Here is a 15,594-nt window from a genome sequence, read left to right on the forward strand (position 1 = left end):
TAACCCTTGGAAGGAGTTGGGCACATGGGGAAGAAGACGCTGGGTGCCGCTCTGCTGACCGCCGCGATGCTGACCGTCGCGGGGTGCAGCGGGGGCGGGAGCCCGAACACGGATGAGACCGCCGCCGCACCGGTGAAGCCGGACGACGCCTCGGGGGACATCACCGTCCTCACCAATCGCACCGACCTGATCCAGGACGGGACGATGAAAAAGTACGCGGCTGAGTTCAACAGGACCTACCCCGAGGTGAAGGTCAAGTTCGAGGGCCTCACCGACTACGAGGGCGAGGTGAAGATCCGGATGAACACGAAGGACTACGGCGACGTCCTGCTCATCCCCTCGGTGATCGCCCAGGGCGATTACCCCAAGTTCTTCGCACCCCTCGGCGACACCTCGTCGATGAAGGACACCTACCGCTTCACCGACAAAACCGACGTCGACGGCAAGACCTACGGAATCGCCACCTTCGGCACCGCCAACGGCTTCGTCTACAACAAGGCGCTGTGGAAGAAGGCCGGCATCACGCAATGGCCGACGACCACGCGGCAGTTCCTTGACGACCTGAAGGCTGTCAAGGAGAAGACGGGCTCCACTCCGTACTACACCAACTTCAAGGACGGCTGGCCGCTCAGCACGCCCTGGACCAACAGCGCCGGTTCCGTCAGCTGCGACAGCCAGGCCTGGAACCAGCTGGCTGAGACGGACAAGCCATGGGCCAAGGGCTCGGACCTGAACACGCTCGACACCCTGCTCTACGACATCGTCCACGAGAAGCTGTCGGAGAAGGACCCGGCCACCACCAACTGGGAGAGTTCCAAGACACTCCTGGCCAAGGGCAAGGTGGGCAGCATGATGCTCGGCTCCTGGGCGATCACCCAGATGCAGGACGCGGCCGAGAAGGCCGGCGAGAACCCCGACGACATCGGGTTCATGCCCACCCCCGCCCAAAAAAGCGGCACGTTCTGCTCCACCCTGGCCTCCGACTACCAGCAGGCCGTCAACATCCACTCCGACCACAAGAGCGCGGCTCGGGCCTGGATCGACTGGTTCACCGAGAGGTCGGGCTACGCGGCGAAGGAGGGGGCCGTCTCCGTCCTGAAGGCCGAGGGGATGCCGGACACGCTCAAAGATTACATTGACAACGATGTCAAGCTGGTGGAGCGCTCCGCGTCCAAGACCGCCGAGGTCAACGACATCGACAACGCGGCCGAAATCGGCCTGGAGAAGCCGGACTACCGGCAGAAGCTCGTCGACATCGCCCGCGGGTCCGTCGACGGGTCACTCGACGACTACTTCGACGATCTGAACAAGCGCTGGTCCGAGGCCAAGCAGACGGTCGGCTCCTGAGCCGGTACCCAGCCGGGCCCCTCCCACGGAGGACGGGAGGGGTTCCGCCCCAGGCCCTCAGCGGACGACGAAAGGCTCCGGCTCGCAATGACGCGCACCGCTTCCACCGCATCCCTGCCCGCCCCGCCCGCCGAGCCGGCCCGGTCCGGCAAACAGCGCTCCCGGCACCGCGGACCGGGCGCCGTCCCATGGCATGACCGGCCGCTGCGCCGTATCACCCCCTGGCTGTTCCTCCTCGCCCCTCTCGCCCTGCTGGTCACGTTCACCTACGTGCCCGTGGGCAACATGCTCTACTACAGCTTCACCGACTGGGACGGCGTCAGCCCCGACCGGAATTTCATCGGCGGCGACAACTACACCGAGTTGTTCACCCGACCGGAACTCTTCCGGGTGTTCGCGGTGAGTCTCTATTACCTGGCGGCGTCCGTCGTGCAGATCGTCATAGCCCTGTACTTCGCCACCGTCCTCAGCTTCGACCTGCGCTTCAGCAACCTGTTCAAGGGCATCCTGTTCTTCCCCTATCTGATCAACGGGGTCGCGATCGGCTTCGTCTTCCTGTACTTCTTCCAGGACGGCGGCACCCTAGACTCGATCCTTTCCTGGTTCGGCGCGGACACCGGCCACGCATGGCTGGGCAGCCCGGAGTCCGCCAACACCTCGCTCGCGGGTGTGTCCGTGTGGCGTTTCACCGGCCTGAACTTCGTGCTCTTCCTCGGGGCGATCCAATCGATCCCCGGCGAGCTCTACGAGGCCGCCCAACTCGACGGCGCGACCCGGTGGCAGCAGTTCCGGCACATCATCGCGCCGAGCATCCGCCCGGTCCTGAGCCTCAGCGTCGTCCTGGCGATCTCCGGCTCGCTGTCCGTCTTCGAGATCCCGTACATCATGACCGGCGGCGCGACCGAGACCTCGACCTTCGTCATCCAGACGGTGAAGTTCGCCTTCCAGTTCAACAAGACCGGCCTGGCTTCCGCCTGCGCCGTGGTGCTGCTGGCCATCATCCTGCTGATCACCTGGATCCAGCGCCGCATCGTGCCCGACGAGAAGGTGGACCTGGTATGACCATCACCGCCCCCGCCCGGGACCGGTCTCGCCGAGGCCCCCGCATCGCCACGGCTCTCACCTACCTGTCGCTGATCGTCGCCTCCCTCGTGGTCCTGGTCCCCCTCCTCGTGGTGTTCCTGACCTCGCTGAAGTCCTACCGCGAGATCTCCGAGGGACAGGGCGCCCTGTCCCTGCCGGACGACTGGCTCAACTTCTCCAACTACGCCACGGCGTTCACCGACGGCCACCTGCTGACGGCCTTCGGCAACACTGCCTTCATCCTGCTGTTCTCCGTCACCGGCACCGTGATCATCGGCTCCATGACGGCCTACGCCATCGACCGCTTCGACTTCCGCTTCAAGCGTCTCGTCATGGCACTGTTCCTGATCGCCACCCTGGTGCCCGGTGTGACCACCCAGGTCGCCACCTTCCAAGTGGTCAACAGCTTCGGCCTGTTCGACACCCGCTGGGCCCCGATCCTGCTCTACATGGGCACCGACATCGTGTCCATCTACATCTTCCTGCAGTTCATCCGCGGGATCCCCAAGTCCCTCGACGAAGCCGCGCGGCTCGACGGCGCCAACTCCTTCACCATCTACCGGAAGATCATCTTCCCGCTGCTGAAGCCGGCGATCGCCACCGTGATCATCATCAAGGGCATCACCACGTACAACGACTTCTACATCCCGTTCCTGTACATGCCCTCCGAGGAACTCGGGACCATGTCGACGGCCCTGTTCCGCTTCAAGGGGCCGTTCGGGGCGCACTGGGAGAACATCTCCGCCGGGGCCGTCCTCGTGATCGTGCCCACGCTGGTGATGTTCCTCTTCCTCCAGCGCTACATCTACAACGGGTTCTCACAGGGCGCCACGAAGTAACGAGGTCCGAGCGTGTCCGGTCACCGCTGTGAAGACCTCGCGGGACGCCGGGCCCCCTCGTCCGTTCTTCCCGTCAGCCGATGGCCGAGGGGTGGCGGGTGAGGGGGTTCACGATGATGTCCATGTAGGGAACAGCGGCAGGCTCCACAGAATGTCGTTGAGCCGGCCGGTGTCGGTGACGTCGAAGACGCTGAGGTTGGCGTCCTGGCCTACCACCGCCACAGATGGAGCCACTCCCCGGTGCGCTGGAGCCGCTGTGCACTAGTCCTTCTCGGCGGCCAGGCGAGGCGCTCGTCGGCGCAATCGCCGGTTCCCTGACCGCTTTCCGCACGCTGCTGCTGCTGCTCGGCAGGTACGACGACCAAGGACGCTGTCAGTACCTCGGCCGCACCACCCTCGAACGCAGCCGTGGACTGCTTTTTCGCCTATATCGAGGACCGCGCAATGGTGCCGCTTCTCGCTCCGCGCCCCGGACCGAGGGAGGCCAGCCCATCAGCCGCAGCAGTCACAGCCGGGACGGCAGCCGCAGGCGTCGGTGTCGGGGCTCGGGGCCGTCGCTGCGCTGGGAGCCGGTGCCGCGCAGCAGCCCTTGCCCTGCCATGCGTCGCAGCCTTCCTTGACCACGATGGCGGCGATGACCAGAGCGGCGATCAGGTCGGCCCAGGACCAGCCGAGCGTGGCGTTGAGGACCAGCCCGGCCAGGAGCACGACGGACAGATAGGTGCACAGCAGGGTTTGCCTGGAGTCGGCGACCGCGCTGACAGATTCGAGTTCACGGTCGGCCCTTCGCTGGGCAGCCGACAGGAACGGCATCACGGCGAGCGAGAGCGCGGCTACAACGCTACCCCTGCCGCGGCACCCGGTCGGCGACGACAGGACAGTGACCAGCGTGGACATCGAGTCCGCCGTCCTGGACCGGGCGCCCCCTGCGGATGGCATTCTTGGGCGTGTGCGGTCCACCGCATCGCCTGCGGCGTCGTGTCCTGGTTCCAGGGCTCGGCGTACGACGCAGGAGCTCGAGGAATCCACATCATGCGCTTTCGACTGCTGGGACCGCTCGAAGTCGAGGGCCCTGACGGCACACCGCTCGTGCCGACCGGCGCGATACCCCGGGCCATTGTGGGGCGCCTCGTCCTCGCGGGTGGACGGCCGGTGTCCCGGGACGCGCTGGTCGACGAGGTGTGGGACGACCGGGAGGTGAAGAACCCGGTCAAAGGGCTCCAGGTGCAAGTGGCGAGGTTGCGGTCCTCCTCGCCAGCCATGGCGAGGAGGACCGCATCCTCACTTTCGGCAACAGCTACCGGCTCCGTCACGGACGAGGACCGGATAGACATCGCCTCCTTCGAACTCGATGTCAGGGACGGCAGGGAGAGCCTCCGGGCAGGCGACTTCGCACGGGCGGAGAGCACGCTGCGGCAAGGGCTCGCACTCTGGCGGGGCCGCGCGCTGGAGGATCTCCCGGGGCATTCCTTCGAGGACGAACGAGCCCGGTTGACCGAGTTGCCGCATCACCGCAGGTCAGAGCGGCTCGGTAGACAACTTCAGCGAGCGGTACGTGGACGGGTGCCTCGCTTCTGCCGTCGAGGTCGGGTGCCCACGAGGTACGTACCCGCTAGACGCGGGGACGGTGCGGGTCGCGGTACAGGACGCGCAAACTGATCTTTTCAGGCAGCCCTGGCGGTGCCGCAGGAGCGACCATGCTCGCAAGGTCTATCGGAGCGATTGCGGCAAGGCTGCCGGGCAGCAAGGAAAGGGCGTCGCCACGCATCCACATCGCCCGGCGGTGGTTGTTGACGGCGCAGGTGAGAGCGGTGACGGCCTCCAGGCAGTCGCGGCGGATCGGCTCGCCGTGGCTGACGCGTACCGACCGTTCGGCGGCGGGCTCCTGGAACCAGCCGCTGACGATCGAGCTGCGGACATCACTCGGGACGACAGGGCGAAACGGACACGCCCGCGGCCCTCAGCTCGCTGTCGCGTACACGATGAGGTTGTCGACAGGGTGCCCCTGCGCGTCGAAGTCGCCGTCGCACGTGATGAGCCGTAGAGCACGTTCCTGGGTCGGCCCGTAGACCTTCTCCGTCGGGAAGGCGTTCTTGGCGACGCTCTCCGTGGCCGTGACGGTGAAGTGGAGGGATTTTCCCGTCCTGTCGGTGACGGTGATGTCCGCACCCTCCTTGATCTTCTTCAGGTCGTGGAAGACGGCCTCGCCGAAGCGGGTGTCGTTGTGGCCGATGATGACGGCCGCGCCGATTTCACCGGGCACCGCACCGCCCGTGTACCAGCCCGCGGTCATGCCCTCAGCGGCCGGCGGGACCTGGACCGTCCGGTCCGTGTTGAGGCCCAACTCCATCAGGGAACTGGTGATCCCCACGGAGGGAACGGCTATCTCGGAAGGGGCCGCTGGAGCGTCGGCCGCAGGCGGCTCGGACTTCGGAGCGCCCGACGCGGCGGCGGGGGCGGTTGGGGCGACCCGGACCGTCGGGTCGGGGCCGGACGAACAGCCGGTGAGAAGGGCGACGAGGGTCAATAGGGTGAGGGTCGCGAGGCGGGCCCGGGACAGGGCCGGACGGTGTGCAGGGGGCAACTCGGGCTCCAGAACAGGGTGCGAGGGTTCGCCGGAACGCACAGGGCGCCGCCTGGTGAAGGGCGGCGCCACCGTTTCGTACGAGAGGTCGTGCTGCCGGGTCAGCCTTCGCGGCGGGCGGTGGTGCGGCGGCGCAGTACGTAGGTGCCGGCGCCCGCGAGCAGCAGCGCACCGGTGGCCGAACCGATGAGCGTGCCGGTGTTGTCGTCCTGGGCGGGGGCCTCGCCTGCGGCGACACCGCCACGCGGGTAGTCCTTGCCTCCGGCCTTCTGGGCTTCGGCGGCCTTCCGGGCCTCGGCCTCCTTGAGCGTCCTGGCGTCCTCGGCCTTCTTCTTCGCCAGGGCCTCCTTGTCGGCCGAGGTCGAGTCGGTCGCGCCCGGCGTCGGAGTCGGATCGGTGGCGAAGGCCGAGGTGGCCGGGACGAGCAGCGCGCCGGCCGCGACGCCGGTCAGGACAGCGATACGCAGCGGGCGCAGGGTGAGACGGCGGGACATGTGAAGGCTCCAGTTCCAGCCCGGCTTGGTCGTTCCTGGTTGCCGATGCGCACCAGGTTCCGGGCATGGCTTCACCCTGACGGCCACTTGTGAGGAAACTGTCAGAGCGCTGTCGTCATCCCATCAGGGTCGACCGGGGCCCTCCGGCTTCCGTGCCTCGACCGTCGGCAGCCGCAGGGTGAAGGTGGTCCCCTCCCCCTCCGTACTCGCCACGTCCACCGTGCCGCCGTGGGCCTCGGCGAGCTTGAGGACGATCGCCAGCCCGAGGCCGCTGCCGCCGGTGCTGCGATTGCGGGACTTCTCCGCCCGCCAGAAACGGTCGAACACGTACGGGAGGTCGCCCGCCGGAATGCCACTGCCGGTGTCGGACACCTCCACGGCGAGCTCGTCCCCCGGGTCGGTGACGTACCGGCGCAGGGTCACCGTGCCGCCGGCCGGGGTGTGGCGCACCGCGTTGGAGAGCAGGTTGCTGACGGTCTGCCGCAGCCGTACGGGGTCGGCGTCGAGGAGCGGTGGGTGAGGGGTGCCCGGCGGCGGTGTCAGGACCGTGAGGGTGACGCCCGCCGTCTCGGCCAACCCCTGGTGCGCGGCGGCGACCTGGCCGAGCAGCTCGTCGATCCGTACCGGCTTCCGGTGCAGCCGCAGGGCGCCCGCGTCGGCCGCGCCCAGGTCCTGGAGGTCGTTGATGAGGTGCTGGAGCTGCACCGCCTCCTCCAGGAGCGAGGAGACGAACGCGGGGTCCGGCACAGCCAGTCCGTCGTGGGCTGCCTCCAGCCAGCCCCGGATGTTGCTCAGCGGCGTTCGCAGCTCATGGGCCACATCGCTGACCATCACCTTGCGCTGCTCCTCCAGGCGGGCCCGGTGCGCGGCCATGTCGTTGAAGGCCGCCGTCAGCCGTCCGATCTCACTGTCGGAGAGGACGGGCACGGGCACCGGCGTCGCGTCCAGGCCCTCCCGCATGCGCTGGGCGGCGCCGGTGAGCGCGTGCAACGGGCGTACGAGCCTGGCTCCGGCGAGCACCGAGGCGCCGACGGTGAGGGCGAGGACCAGAGCGGTGACACCGGCGATGCGTGCGGTGTTGGCGCGGGAGAGGTCGAAACCAGGCACGCCGGCGGCACCTGGGCCGTCGATGAACAGGAGTGCGGGCTCGGCGACATAGCCCGTGAGCTGTTCCCGGCGGGCGCTTTCGACACAGCTGGCCACGGCCCGGTCGTACGCGCTGTCGCGGATCTCGGCGGGGGCGTAGTCGAGTGCGCCGCCGGAAGCCGCTTTGCGTTCGGCCATCGCGGCGTCCTGCGCCTTCTTGGCGGCCAGGGACTTCGCCTCGCGAGCGCTGAGGCCGTCCTTGGCGCCGGAGACCGCGTCGTCCCGCCCGTATGCGTAACTCCGGTCCCAGGACAGGTCCAGATTCAGTTTCACGGCGGTGCGACCCTGTCGTTTCAGACAGGCGTCAGCCAGTTGGTTGAGGGCGCTCAGTGCCTTCCGCTCGGTCGCGGTGGGACCGACCGGGTAGGACGCGAAGCACTTGGCCTCCATGTCACGGTCGGTGAGGCTGTCGGTCTCCTCCTCGGTCTCGTCGCTCACGAACTGGACGCGGGGCCGTCCGCCCGGGCTCTCGACGACGTCGGCGGCGATACCCATCTGGCTGAGGCACTCCACCCTCCCGGCGGCGGCCTTCCGCAGTGCGTCGTGTTCCTTCGCGGGCAGCCGGAAGGGCCCCACGGCCCGTGGATCGACGCGGTCGGCGCCGGCCCTGGCCGCGTCGGGCACCAGCACGGTGTCGACGGAGCGTGGATCCACGACCGCCGAGGCCTGCTGAGCGAGCAGATCGTCGGACGAACCGCCGCCCGCTGAGCGTGAGTCGGCCGAGTCCACGAACGGGCGTCGGCCCGCCGTGGTGAGCACGATCCGGCGCCCGGACTCCTGGGCCAGATCTCGCACGGTGGTGTCGACGCCGTCCCAGCCGGGGTGGGTGGCCGCGTAGCCGAGGAGGGTGTTGTAGATCTTCGCGTCGGACTTGAGGCTCTGCCCCTGCTCCTGGCGGATCGCGACGGAGGTCGTCTGCACGGCCAGCCAGGCCGTCGCGGCGACCGAGCACGAGGCCACCAGCGCCGTCACGGTCAACAGCCGCCCCGCCAGGCTCTTGCGCAGCGGCAGCCGGGCGGCCCCCGCCGCACCTTTCCTGTCAGGACGACGCATGGCGCACGTTCTTCGCGGGGTCCGTGAGTTTGTAGCCGACGCCGAAGACGGTGATGAGGCGAGCCGGCCGTCGTGGGGCGCGCTCGATCTTCTTGCGCAGGTTCATGACGTGCACGTCGACGGTCCGGGCGCTGATGTACTTGTCGAAGCCGTGCAGCTCGTCCAGGAGCCGTGCCCTGGTGAAGACCCGGCCCGGTTCGGCCGCCATCGCCGCGAGGAGACGGAACTCACCGGGCGTGCACTCGACGGGCGTCCCGGCGACCGACACCTCGTGCCGCGAGGGATCGACCCTGAGCACGCCGACCGTCAACACCTCGTCGTCCGGGGCCGCTTCGGGCTCCGAGGCGGGTACGGTCGCCGAAGCCGGGTCGGGGCCGCGCCGGTTGCGGCGAAGCAAAGTCCTTACCCGGGCGGTGAGTTCACGCGGACTGAACGGCTTGGTCATGTAGTCGTCGGCGCCGAGGTCGAGGCCGAGCAGCAGATCGTCCTCGGTGCTGCGGGCCGTCAGCATCAGCACCGGCACCTCCCGGCGTTCGGCGCGCAGGATCCGTACGACGTCGAGACCGTCGGCCCCGGGCATCATCACGTCGAGGACGACCAGGTCGGGTTCCTGGTGCCGGACCGTCTCGAGAGCCGTCCGGCCGTCCTGGACGACCGTCACGGCGTGACCCTCGTGCTCCAGGTAGCGGCGCACCAGTTCGGCCTGCTTCGCGTCGTCTTCGGCGACCACAATATTTGCGCACACGCCGCAGATCGTAGCGACCGCCGGCGCCGGGAGGTCGGAAGTGTCCTTACCGTGACGGCGGTTCGGTGGTGGACAGGCGGGGGTGCAGGGCTGCCGTCGAGCGTCCCATGAGGTCGAGGAGCAGCTCGGCGAAGAGGGCGTCGCCCACCCGAACCAGGGACGGGTGAAGGTCGCGGGGTCGGCCAGGGACAAACTCGCGGCAAGGGCGTTGACCAGCGCACCATTCACGCATTGCACGCCTCCATCACCCAGGCGGCTGCGCAGAGGGTCCCGGATGACATCGTGCAGGCGGTTGCGCCCGCCACAGGCCGAGTCCGGGTCCAGAAGGGACAGACCTCACAGCGCGGAACATAGGCGTCTGGACTGCTCGGGGCGCAGCGACGCAGGCTGTTTCGTTCGGATCATCTGATCGTTGGTCCGGGTGTGCCGTTGACTGACGCGCAGTGGGCGCGGATCGAGCCGTTGCTGCCGGACCGGACGCCTCGGCGGGGTGGTCGGTGGAGGGATCACCGCGAGGTGATCGACTCGATCGCCTTCAAGTCCCAGACCGGATCGCAGTGGGTGCACCTGCCGGCGAAGTACGGGAACTGGCGCGGGGTGTACAACCGGCTGCGGATGTGGGCCGTGGATGGCGCCTGGGAACGGGTCTTCACCGCGCTGACGGCCCCGGCCGACGCGGACGAGGACCTGACCTGGGCGGTCTCGGTGGATTCCACGCTCGTGCGCGCGCATCAGCACGCGGCCGGGGCCCCAGAAAGGGGCCCCGGCCGGTGAGCCGCACGATCATGCCATCGGCCGGCCCTGCGGCGGACTGACCACCAAGGTCCACCTCTCCGCCGACGACCGGTGCCGGCCCCTGGTCTTCGTCCTGACCTCTGGGCAGGCCGGCGACGCACCCGCCTTCACGGACGTCATGGCCCGCCTGCGCTTCCCCCGCTCGCGGGGGGGCGGCCCCGCACCCGGCCCGATGTGGTCCTGGCCGACAAGGCGTACTCCCCCAGCGCCATCCGCGACCACCTGCGCAGACGCGGCATCCGGGCTGTCATCCCCGTCCCAGCCGATGTCGCGAGCGTGCCGCGCGAAGCCTGGTGTGCCGTACGCCGTTGGTCGCCTGGTAGCGGGCTTTCGTGCTCGTCGCTATGTGCCGCGGAGCATCTCTGCGAGTCGCGACAGCGTGCCCTCGTTGCGTTTGTAGTGGACCCACTTGCCGACCCGAGTGGCCTGTACCAGACCTGCCCGCTCGAGGGTTGCCATGTACGAGGAGACTGTCGATTGCGCCAGCCCCGACTTGGCTTGCAGATGGCTGACGCAGACCCCGACCTCGTCCCGGTCGGCTATCGGCTCCCACTGAGCGAACTCGGCGTGAGGGTCCCGCAGCCAGTCCATGATTTGCAGCCGTGCAGGGTTCGCCAGCGCCTTCAGTGCCTCGACCGCAGCCAAAGAGGGCTCGTCCTCCGCGTCGCCCCCTGGGTTCGTCGCCTGTGCCGTCGCCACGGTCGCCTCCTCGCCTCTCACGCACCACCGTATCTCGATGTGACGAACTGAGCTCACTCCCAGCCAACATATTTACAAATCGCGATGTGTCGATACGATGGAGTGCGTTTACGCCCCCTCCGGTGTCCGCCACCCAACTGCCGACGGCCGCGAACGCCGGTCATAGACAAGAGGAAGACACGATGTCTGAGACCAGCAAGCCTTTGATCGTCGTCACGGGTGCCACCAGCAAGCAGGGAAGGAGCGTCGTCATCTCCTTGCTGGAGAGCGGCAGGTTCCGGGTGCGAGCCCTGACCCGGGACGCCGGCTCTGCTCAGGCCCGGAGCCTGGCGGGGCTGGGAGCGGAGATCGCCGAGGTTCCCCTCGCCCTGGGCCACCAGCGTGAGTTCGTCGACGCGTTCGGATCGGCCGAGGGGGCCTTCCTGATGACCCCGCCCATCGCGCCTCCCTCCACCGACGAGTTCCCGCTCGGGCGCCAACTTGCCGATGCGGCGGTCGAGGCCGGAGTGAGCCACGTCGTCTTCAGCGCGCTCGAGAACGTCAACGAGCGGTCCTCGGGCGCCAAGTACGCCCCGCACTTCACAGACAAGGCGCTCATCGCGGAGCACATTCGGACTCTGCCGATCGCGCACACCTTCATCATGCTCTCGTTCTTCTACACCAACGCACTGGAGTACTACACCCCGCGCATCGACGGTGACACAGTGCTCATGCCTTTCTACCTCCCCGAAGACTTCCGTGCCCCCTTCGTGGACCCACTCACCGCGACCGGGCCGGCCGTCCTCGAGGTGTTCTCCGACCCCGACACCTACCGCGGCGCCTGCCTGCCGGTCGTGGGGGACGTCATCTCCCCAGCCGAGATGGTCGAGGCGTTCTCCCGTGTCACCGGACTCAAAGCCGAGTACCGCAACGCCTACTCTCGCGAAGGCCTTCTGACCTGCTTCCCCGCGTTGGGGGAGAACCCTCTGCTGGTCGATGAAATCCTCGGCATGGCCCAGTACGCAGTAGACCTCGGATACTTCCGAGACGACCGCGACACGACGTGGAGCCGGCGCATCGATCCCAACGCGCTGAGCTGGGAACAGTTCCTCCGCAAGACCGACTGGCATGGTCAGTCGGTCACCTACGGCCGCTAGGTGTATTGATCACGAGCGTTGTTGACGCGTGCCGGTGCTTGATCATGGCGAAGACCTCCGATGCAGTGGAGCTGTCTGGGACTGCACCGCACGGAGGTCTTCGTGTCCCGCCGTAATGCCTGGCTGACCGTTCACGGCAGACGGATCCTCATCGAGCGTGTCCGAGCCGGCCGTCCGGTCGCCCACGTGGCCGCCGAGACGGGCGTCGGCTTCGACTACATCCACTCCGCTGTCGACGACCCCACCCGCCTGGCCTACAGCAAAGTCCACCCCGACGAGAAAGCCGCCACCTGCGCCGCGTTTCTGCGCGCAGCCGCAGCCCACTTCGCCGCCCTGGGGATCACCCGGATCGAACGCGTCCTGACCGACAACGCATGGTCCTACCGCAAAAGCACCCCGTGGAAGCAGGCCCTGGCCGACCTCGGCGCAACCGGCAAACTGACCCGCGCCTACCGCCCTCAGACCAACGGGAAGGTCGAACGCTTCAACCGCACCCTGTTCGACGAATAGGCCTACCAACGGCCGTACACCACCAACGAGCAGCGGACCATGGCCCTGGCAGACTTCCTCCACAGCGACAACCACCACCGCGGCCACACCGCACTCGCAGGCCAACCCCCCAATCACCCGCGTCAACAACTCTGCGGGTCAATACACCTAGTCGCTTGCCACAGCGCGATGACGAGGCTCATGGGGATGTACTCGTCCTCGGCGAAGACGCCCAGTTCGGTGAACCTCTCGAATCCGTGGGGCAGCAGCAGCGCCGCACCTGCCTCGACCGTCGCGGGCACCGCGGTCTGCCGGGCATGCGGATCGTTCAGGTCGACGAAGACCGCGGGAGCCAACCTGGCTGGCCCGTCGCGGCGCAACTGCCGGAGGGATCTCGGCTGCTGCGTCAGAGGCTGTCATGCCGGTGTGGCACGCTCGGTCTCGGCCTGAACGTAGGCGGCCGCGTTCGTAGCGAGCTCGTGCAGGCCGCGGGTGTCGTACGGGCCGAAGTCGAAGCCGGTCCGCTTGGCGAGATCGGCGATGCTGAAAGCGTGGGTGCAGGTGAGGCGTCCGTGGACCTGGGTGTCGACGATGACGAAGAGCGGGGCGAGGTAGTGAGACGGGTCGCCGTTCGAGGCGAGTGCCATGGTCTTGCCGGCTTCCTGCTCGTGCCGGCCGAGCCGGTTGGTGAACGCTTCGTACGTCGCGCCGATCCCGCCCGCGCGGGGCCTCGTCGGCGGGTTGCCGCCGAGCCGCTCGATGCCGTCGGGGGTGGCGGTGTAGTAGGTCTCGGTGTCGTTGTTGTTGCCGCCGCCGTCGACGACCAGCACGGTCGCCTCCTTATGCGGGCTGAGGCAGTAGGTGGTGTAGGCGTGGCTGAGGTGGTGGTGAGTCAGCTTCGACGCGGAAGGTTCAGCTGTAGGGCTGGCTTGCCCGGCGTGGTGTCGCCGTGGCCCTGGCGGCACAGGAGTGGCCGGCGCCCTTCGTCGCGTTCGATCTGCTGCGGCTGTCCGGGACGGACACGACCGGGTGGCCGTACCGGCGGCGCAGGGCCGCACTGGAGGCCGTGTTCGGCGCCCGCCGTCTGTCGGCGCCGTGGACGCTGTGCCTCCCATCGACCACCGAGTCCGCCGTCGTCCGCGAGTGGCTGACGTGGGAGTCGGTCGGCATCGAGGGCGTGGTCTTCAAAAGGCTCGACGACTCCTCCCGCCCGTCGGCGAGGGGCTGGCAGAAATACAGGGTCCGCGAGACGAGCGAGGCGATCGTCCGCGCGTCAACGGCTCGCTGACCGCTCCCGCACGCTGCCGCTCGGCAGGTGCGACGACCAAGGCCGCTTTCAGTACGTCGGCCGCACCACCCTCGCCCAGGCGACAGGAGCGGCGGTTGCCGGCCGGCTCGCTGCGGGGCAGCGCGGTCATCCGTGACCAGGCTGGTCGTTGGTCAGCGGCTTCGCTTGACCTGTTGCGCTCAGCCGCTCCGGGGCGGACGATCCGCCGGTTGCGAGCCGCTGTGTGATCCGGTCGAACAGGTCCGTCAGTGGCGCACCGACGTCCTGGCCGAACTCAGTGAGCCCATAGGTGACTTGGGGTGGCGTCGTCGGCTCGACCTTCCGCCAGACCAGGTCGTCCTGGACCAGTGCGCGCAGTGTCTGAGCGAGCATCTTCTCGCTGATGCCCTGGATGCTGTCGCGCAGCTCGTAAAACCGAAGGTCGCTGCTCCGCAAGGAGATCAGCACCCAGATGCCCCACCTGCTGGTCACGTGGTCGACCATGTCGCGCGCAGGGCAGTCGGTGTGAAACACCTCATACCGAGTGCCCGCCTCGACCTGCTTCAGCTGCGCGCCTTCCCTCATGTCTGGAGCTTACCTCTGGGTATGTTCTTACGAAAAGTAAGCCTGCCTCCTAGCGTCAATTACCGCACTGCACACCGGACTAGGAGCTGAACATGATCGTGGTGACCGGAGCTACCGGAAATGTGGGTCGGCCATTGACGCAGGCCCTGGCCAACGCGGGCGAGCAGGTGACGGCGGTGTCACGGCACGCGGCGGCAATGCCGGACGGGGTCCGGCACGTGCGGGCTGACCTGGCCGAGCCGCAGAGCCTCACCGCTGCTTTGGACGGGGCGAAGGCGCTGTTCCTCCTGCTGTCCGGCGACCTGCACGCCCCCGACGCCCGGCCGACCGACATCATCGACCTGGCCGCTGCCAGCGGGGTCCGCCGAGTCGTCCTGCTGTCTTCTCAGGGCGTGGCGACCAGGCCGCTCGGCCCGTCGCGGATCGCGATGCGCGCGCTGGAGGACGCGTTGAAAGAGTCCGGCCTGGACTGGGCCATCCTGCGACCGGGCGGCTTCGCCTCCAACGCCCTGGCGTGGGCGGAGTCCGTCCGCACACGAGGGACGGTCGCCGCACCCTTCGGCGATGTCGGAGTTCCGGTCGTCGACCCGGCGGACATCGCCGAGGTCGCGGCGGCCTGCCTGCTGGACGACCGGCACAACGGCGGATTCTTCGAGCTGACCGGGCCCGAGGTGATCACGCCCCGTCAGCAGGCGGGGGCCATCGCCGCCGCGCTCGGCTCGCCGGTGCGGTTCCACGAACTCACCCGTGAGGAGGCCAAAGCCGCGATGACCCGGTTCGTGCCGCCGGCGCTCGCCGACGACACCCTGGACATCATCTCCGCCCCGAGCCCCGCCGAACTGCGGATCAGCTCGGACGTGGAGGGAGTCCTCGGTCGCGCTCCGCGCCGTTTCAACGACTGGGTCGCCCGTAACATCGCCGCTTTTCGCTGAGGCACAACTCGGCTGAAGTACCCGGGCAGCCCCGTGCGACTGCGGCCGCACGGGGCTGCCCATGGCGTCACCGCCCACCACCGTCCAAGACTCAGGAGCCGGAGCGATCTGACAGGGTCCGTCTCCTGCGCCGAAGAGCCGTTTGCAGGAGCGCGCGAGGGAGTCGAGGATCTCATCGGCTGTTTCGCTGGCTTTGCCCAGGTGCGGACGTCAGATTCCAGGAGAGGGACGATCCCCTGTGGAGAGCCTCGGACGCTGTGCTCCCGGGATTCGGTTTCGGGCGCTCTGGGCCCACGCGCCTGATCTCTTGCGTCAGGTCGGACAGCACCCGCTGCCGCCGTGCTGTCCCGCGGGCCCCGCCCGCGGGACAGCACGCCAGGGCGCTGTTGCGGCCACCGGC

At 68.3% G+C, this 15,594-nt stretch carries 16 protein-coding genes and 3 pseudogenes; 9 read left to right on the plus strand and 10 right to left on the minus strand.

The annotated features are described in order from the left end of the window. Positions 1-24: 24 nt before the first annotated feature. The 3 genes from ACIP79_RS38770 (at position 25) to ACIP79_RS38780 (ending at position 3,269) form a co-directional block, all read left to right on the plus strand. Positions 25-1,347: an ABC transporter substrate-binding protein gene (locus tag ACIP79_RS38770; protein ID WP_401231704.1), complete on the plus strand. Its 1,323-nt coding sequence runs from the start codon at positions 25-27 to the stop codon at positions 1,345-1,347. Positions 1,348-1,434: 87 nt separating this feature from the next. Continuing rightward, on the plus strand, positions 1,435-2,409 hold the full coding sequence (locus ACIP79_RS38775; protein WP_401231706.1) for a carbohydrate ABC transporter permease: 975 nt from the start codon (positions 1,435-1,437) through the stop codon (positions 2,407-2,409). Then, positions 2,406-3,269: a carbohydrate ABC transporter permease gene (locus ACIP79_RS38780; RefSeq protein WP_401231709.1), complete on the plus strand. Its 864-nt coding sequence runs from the start codon at positions 2,406-2,408 to the stop codon at positions 3,267-3,269. Before ACIP79_RS38775 ends, ACIP79_RS38780 begins: the two co-directional genes overlap by 4 nt. Positions 3,270-3,377: 108 nt before the next feature. Here the strand turns inward: ACIP79_RS38780 and ACIP79_RS38785 are convergent, their stop codons facing one another. Further along, positions 3,378-3,491, minus strand: a complete 114-nt coding sequence (locus tag ACIP79_RS38785) for a muconolactone Delta-isomerase family protein (protein ID WP_401231711.1) — start codon at positions 3,489-3,491, stop codon at positions 3,378-3,380. 270 nt (positions 3,492-3,761) lie between these two features. After that, positions 3,762-4,115 (minus strand): annotated as a pseudogene (locus ACIP79_RS38790) (cation transporter); the annotation flags it as partial. A 414-nt stretch (positions 4,116-4,529) separates the two neighbouring features. Between ACIP79_RS38790 and ACIP79_RS38795 the strand changes: the two are divergent. Further along, positions 4,530-4,928 (plus strand): BTAD domain-containing putative transcriptional regulator, encoded by a 399-nt coding sequence (locus tag ACIP79_RS38795; protein WP_401231911.1) that lies wholly within the window; start codon positions 4,530-4,532, stop codon positions 4,926-4,928. Positions 4,929-5,229: 301 nt separating this feature from the next. Here ACIP79_RS38795 and ACIP79_RS38800 read toward each other — a convergent pair whose 3' ends face one another. The 4 genes from ACIP79_RS38800 to ACIP79_RS38815 form a co-directional block, all read right to left on the minus strand. Then, positions 5,230-5,853, minus strand: coding sequence for a class F sortase (locus tag ACIP79_RS38800; protein WP_401231714.1), 624 nt, complete (start codon positions 5,851-5,853; stop codon positions 5,230-5,232). A 101-nt stretch (positions 5,854-5,954) separates the two neighbouring features. Continuing rightward, positions 5,955-6,347 (minus strand): sortase-dependent protein, encoded by a 393-nt coding sequence (locus ACIP79_RS38805; RefSeq protein ID WP_401231717.1) that lies wholly within the window; start codon positions 6,345-6,347, stop codon positions 5,955-5,957. Positions 6,348-6,470: 123 nt separating this feature from the next. Beyond that, positions 6,471-8,546 carry a sensor histidine kinase gene (locus ACIP79_RS38810; protein ID WP_401231720.1) on the minus strand — a complete coding sequence of 692 codons (2,076 nt, stop codon included), beginning with the start codon at positions 8,544-8,546 and terminating at the stop codon, positions 6,471-6,473. Next, entirely contained in the window at positions 8,533-9,291 is a 759-nt protein-coding gene (locus tag ACIP79_RS38815; protein ID WP_401231723.1) for a response regulator transcription factor, read from the minus strand. The genes ACIP79_RS38810 and ACIP79_RS38815 overlap by 14 nt, the downstream gene beginning before the upstream one ends. 423 nt (positions 9,292-9,714) lie before the next feature. On the opposite strand from ACIP79_RS38815, the pseudogene ACIP79_RS38820 reads away from it, so the two are divergent. Further along, positions 9,715-10,353: pseudogene (locus ACIP79_RS38820) on the plus strand (IS5 family transposase); the annotation flags it as partial. A gap of 75 nt (positions 10,354-10,428) precedes the next feature. On the opposite strand, the gene ACIP79_RS38825 reads toward ACIP79_RS38820, so the two are convergent. Continuing rightward, entirely contained in the window at positions 10,429-10,677 is a 249-nt protein-coding gene (locus ACIP79_RS38825; RefSeq protein WP_401231914.1) for an ArsR/SmtB family transcription factor, read from the minus strand. Between the two features lie 290 nt (positions 10,678-10,967). Between ACIP79_RS38825 and ACIP79_RS38830 the strand changes: the two genes are divergently transcribed. After that, positions 10,968-11,921 (plus strand): NmrA/HSCARG family protein, encoded by a 954-nt coding sequence (locus ACIP79_RS38830; RefSeq protein WP_401231725.1) that lies wholly within the window; start codon positions 10,968-10,970, stop codon positions 11,919-11,921. 204 nt (positions 11,922-12,125) lie between these two features. Beyond that, a pseudogene (locus ACIP79_RS38835) lies at positions 12,126-12,582 on the plus strand (integrase core domain-containing protein); the annotation flags it as partial. Here ACIP79_RS38835 and ACIP79_RS38840 read toward each other — a convergent pair. After that, the gene (locus ACIP79_RS38840; protein ID WP_401231728.1) at positions 12,554-12,766 is read right to left on the minus strand and encodes a hypothetical protein; all 213 of its coding nucleotides are present in this window, start codon (positions 12,764-12,766) and stop codon (positions 12,554-12,556) included. The pseudogene ACIP79_RS38835 and the gene ACIP79_RS38840 overlap by 29 nt on opposite strands. A 60-nt stretch (positions 12,767-12,826) precedes the next feature. Next, positions 12,827-13,468 (minus strand): carbamoyltransferase N-terminal domain-containing protein, encoded by a 642-nt coding sequence (locus ACIP79_RS38845; RefSeq protein ID WP_401231731.1) that lies wholly within the window; start codon positions 13,466-13,468, stop codon positions 12,827-12,829. Here ACIP79_RS38845 and ACIP79_RS38850 point away from each other — a divergent pair. Then, positions 13,360-13,698, plus strand: coding sequence for a hypothetical protein (locus ACIP79_RS38850; protein WP_401231734.1), 339 nt, complete (start codon positions 13,360-13,362; stop codon positions 13,696-13,698). The genes ACIP79_RS38845 and ACIP79_RS38850 overlap by 109 nt on opposite strands. Before the next feature lie 126 nt (positions 13,699-13,824). Here ACIP79_RS38850 and ACIP79_RS38855 read toward each other — a convergent pair whose 3' ends face one another. After that, the gene (locus ACIP79_RS38855; RefSeq protein WP_401231736.1) at positions 13,825-14,262 is read right to left on the minus strand and encodes a winged helix-turn-helix transcriptional regulator; all 438 of its coding nucleotides are present in this window, start codon (positions 14,260-14,262) and stop codon (positions 13,825-13,827) included. A gap of 92 nt (positions 14,263-14,354) precedes the next feature. Here ACIP79_RS38855 and ACIP79_RS38860 point away from each other — a divergent pair, with 92 nt between their 5' ends. Further along, a complete protein-coding gene (locus ACIP79_RS38860) occupies positions 14,355-15,194 on the plus strand; it encodes an SDR family oxidoreductase (protein WP_401231738.1) in 840 nt (279 codons plus the stop codon). Positions 15,195-15,594: the final 400 nt, after the last annotated feature.

It is taken from the genome of Streptomyces sp. NPDC088747 (genome assembly GCF_044751025.1).
In the GTDB taxonomy this organism is placed as follows: Bacteria; Actinomycetota; Actinomycetes; order Streptomycetales; family Streptomycetaceae; genus Streptomyces.

Excerpts from the sequence above, each read along its gene's own strand:
- ACIP79_RS38775 (WP_401231706.1), top strand. The coding sequence starts at position 1,435 with ATGACGCGCACCGCTTCCACCGCATCCCTGCCCGCCCCGCCCGCCGAG.
- ACIP79_RS38810 (WP_401231720.1), bottom strand. The coding sequence starts at position 8,546 with ATGCGTCGTCCTGACAGGAAAGGTGCGGCGGGGGCCGCCCGGCTGCCG.
- ACIP79_RS38825 (WP_401231914.1), bottom strand. The coding sequence starts at position 10,677 with ATGGACTGGCTGCGGGACCCTCACGCCGAGTTCGCTCAGTGGGAGCCG.
- ACIP79_RS38860 (WP_401231738.1), top strand. The coding sequence starts at position 14,355 with ATGATCGTGGTGACCGGAGCTACCGGAAATGTGGGTCGGCCATTGACG.
- ACIP79_RS38770 (WP_401231704.1), top strand. The coding sequence starts at position 25 with ATGGGGAAGAAGACGCTGGGTGCCGCTCTGCTGACCGCCGCGATGCTG.
- ACIP79_RS38855 (WP_401231736.1), bottom strand. The coding sequence starts at position 14,262 with ATGAGGGAAGGCGCGCAGCTGAAGCAGGTCGAGGCGGGCACTCGGTAT.
- ACIP79_RS38795 (WP_401231911.1), top strand. The coding sequence starts at position 4,530 with ATGGCGAGGAGGACCGCATCCTCACTTTCGGCAACAGCTACCGGCTCC.
- ACIP79_RS38830 (WP_401231725.1), top strand. The coding sequence starts at position 10,968 with ATGTCTGAGACCAGCAAGCCTTTGATCGTCGTCACGGGTGCCACCAGC.
- ACIP79_RS38805 (WP_401231717.1), bottom strand. The coding sequence starts at position 6,347 with ATGTCCCGCCGTCTCACCCTGCGCCCGCTGCGTATCGCTGTCCTGACC.
- ACIP79_RS38780 (WP_401231709.1), top strand. The coding sequence starts at position 2,406 with ATGACCATCACCGCCCCCGCCCGGGACCGGTCTCGCCGAGGCCCCCGC.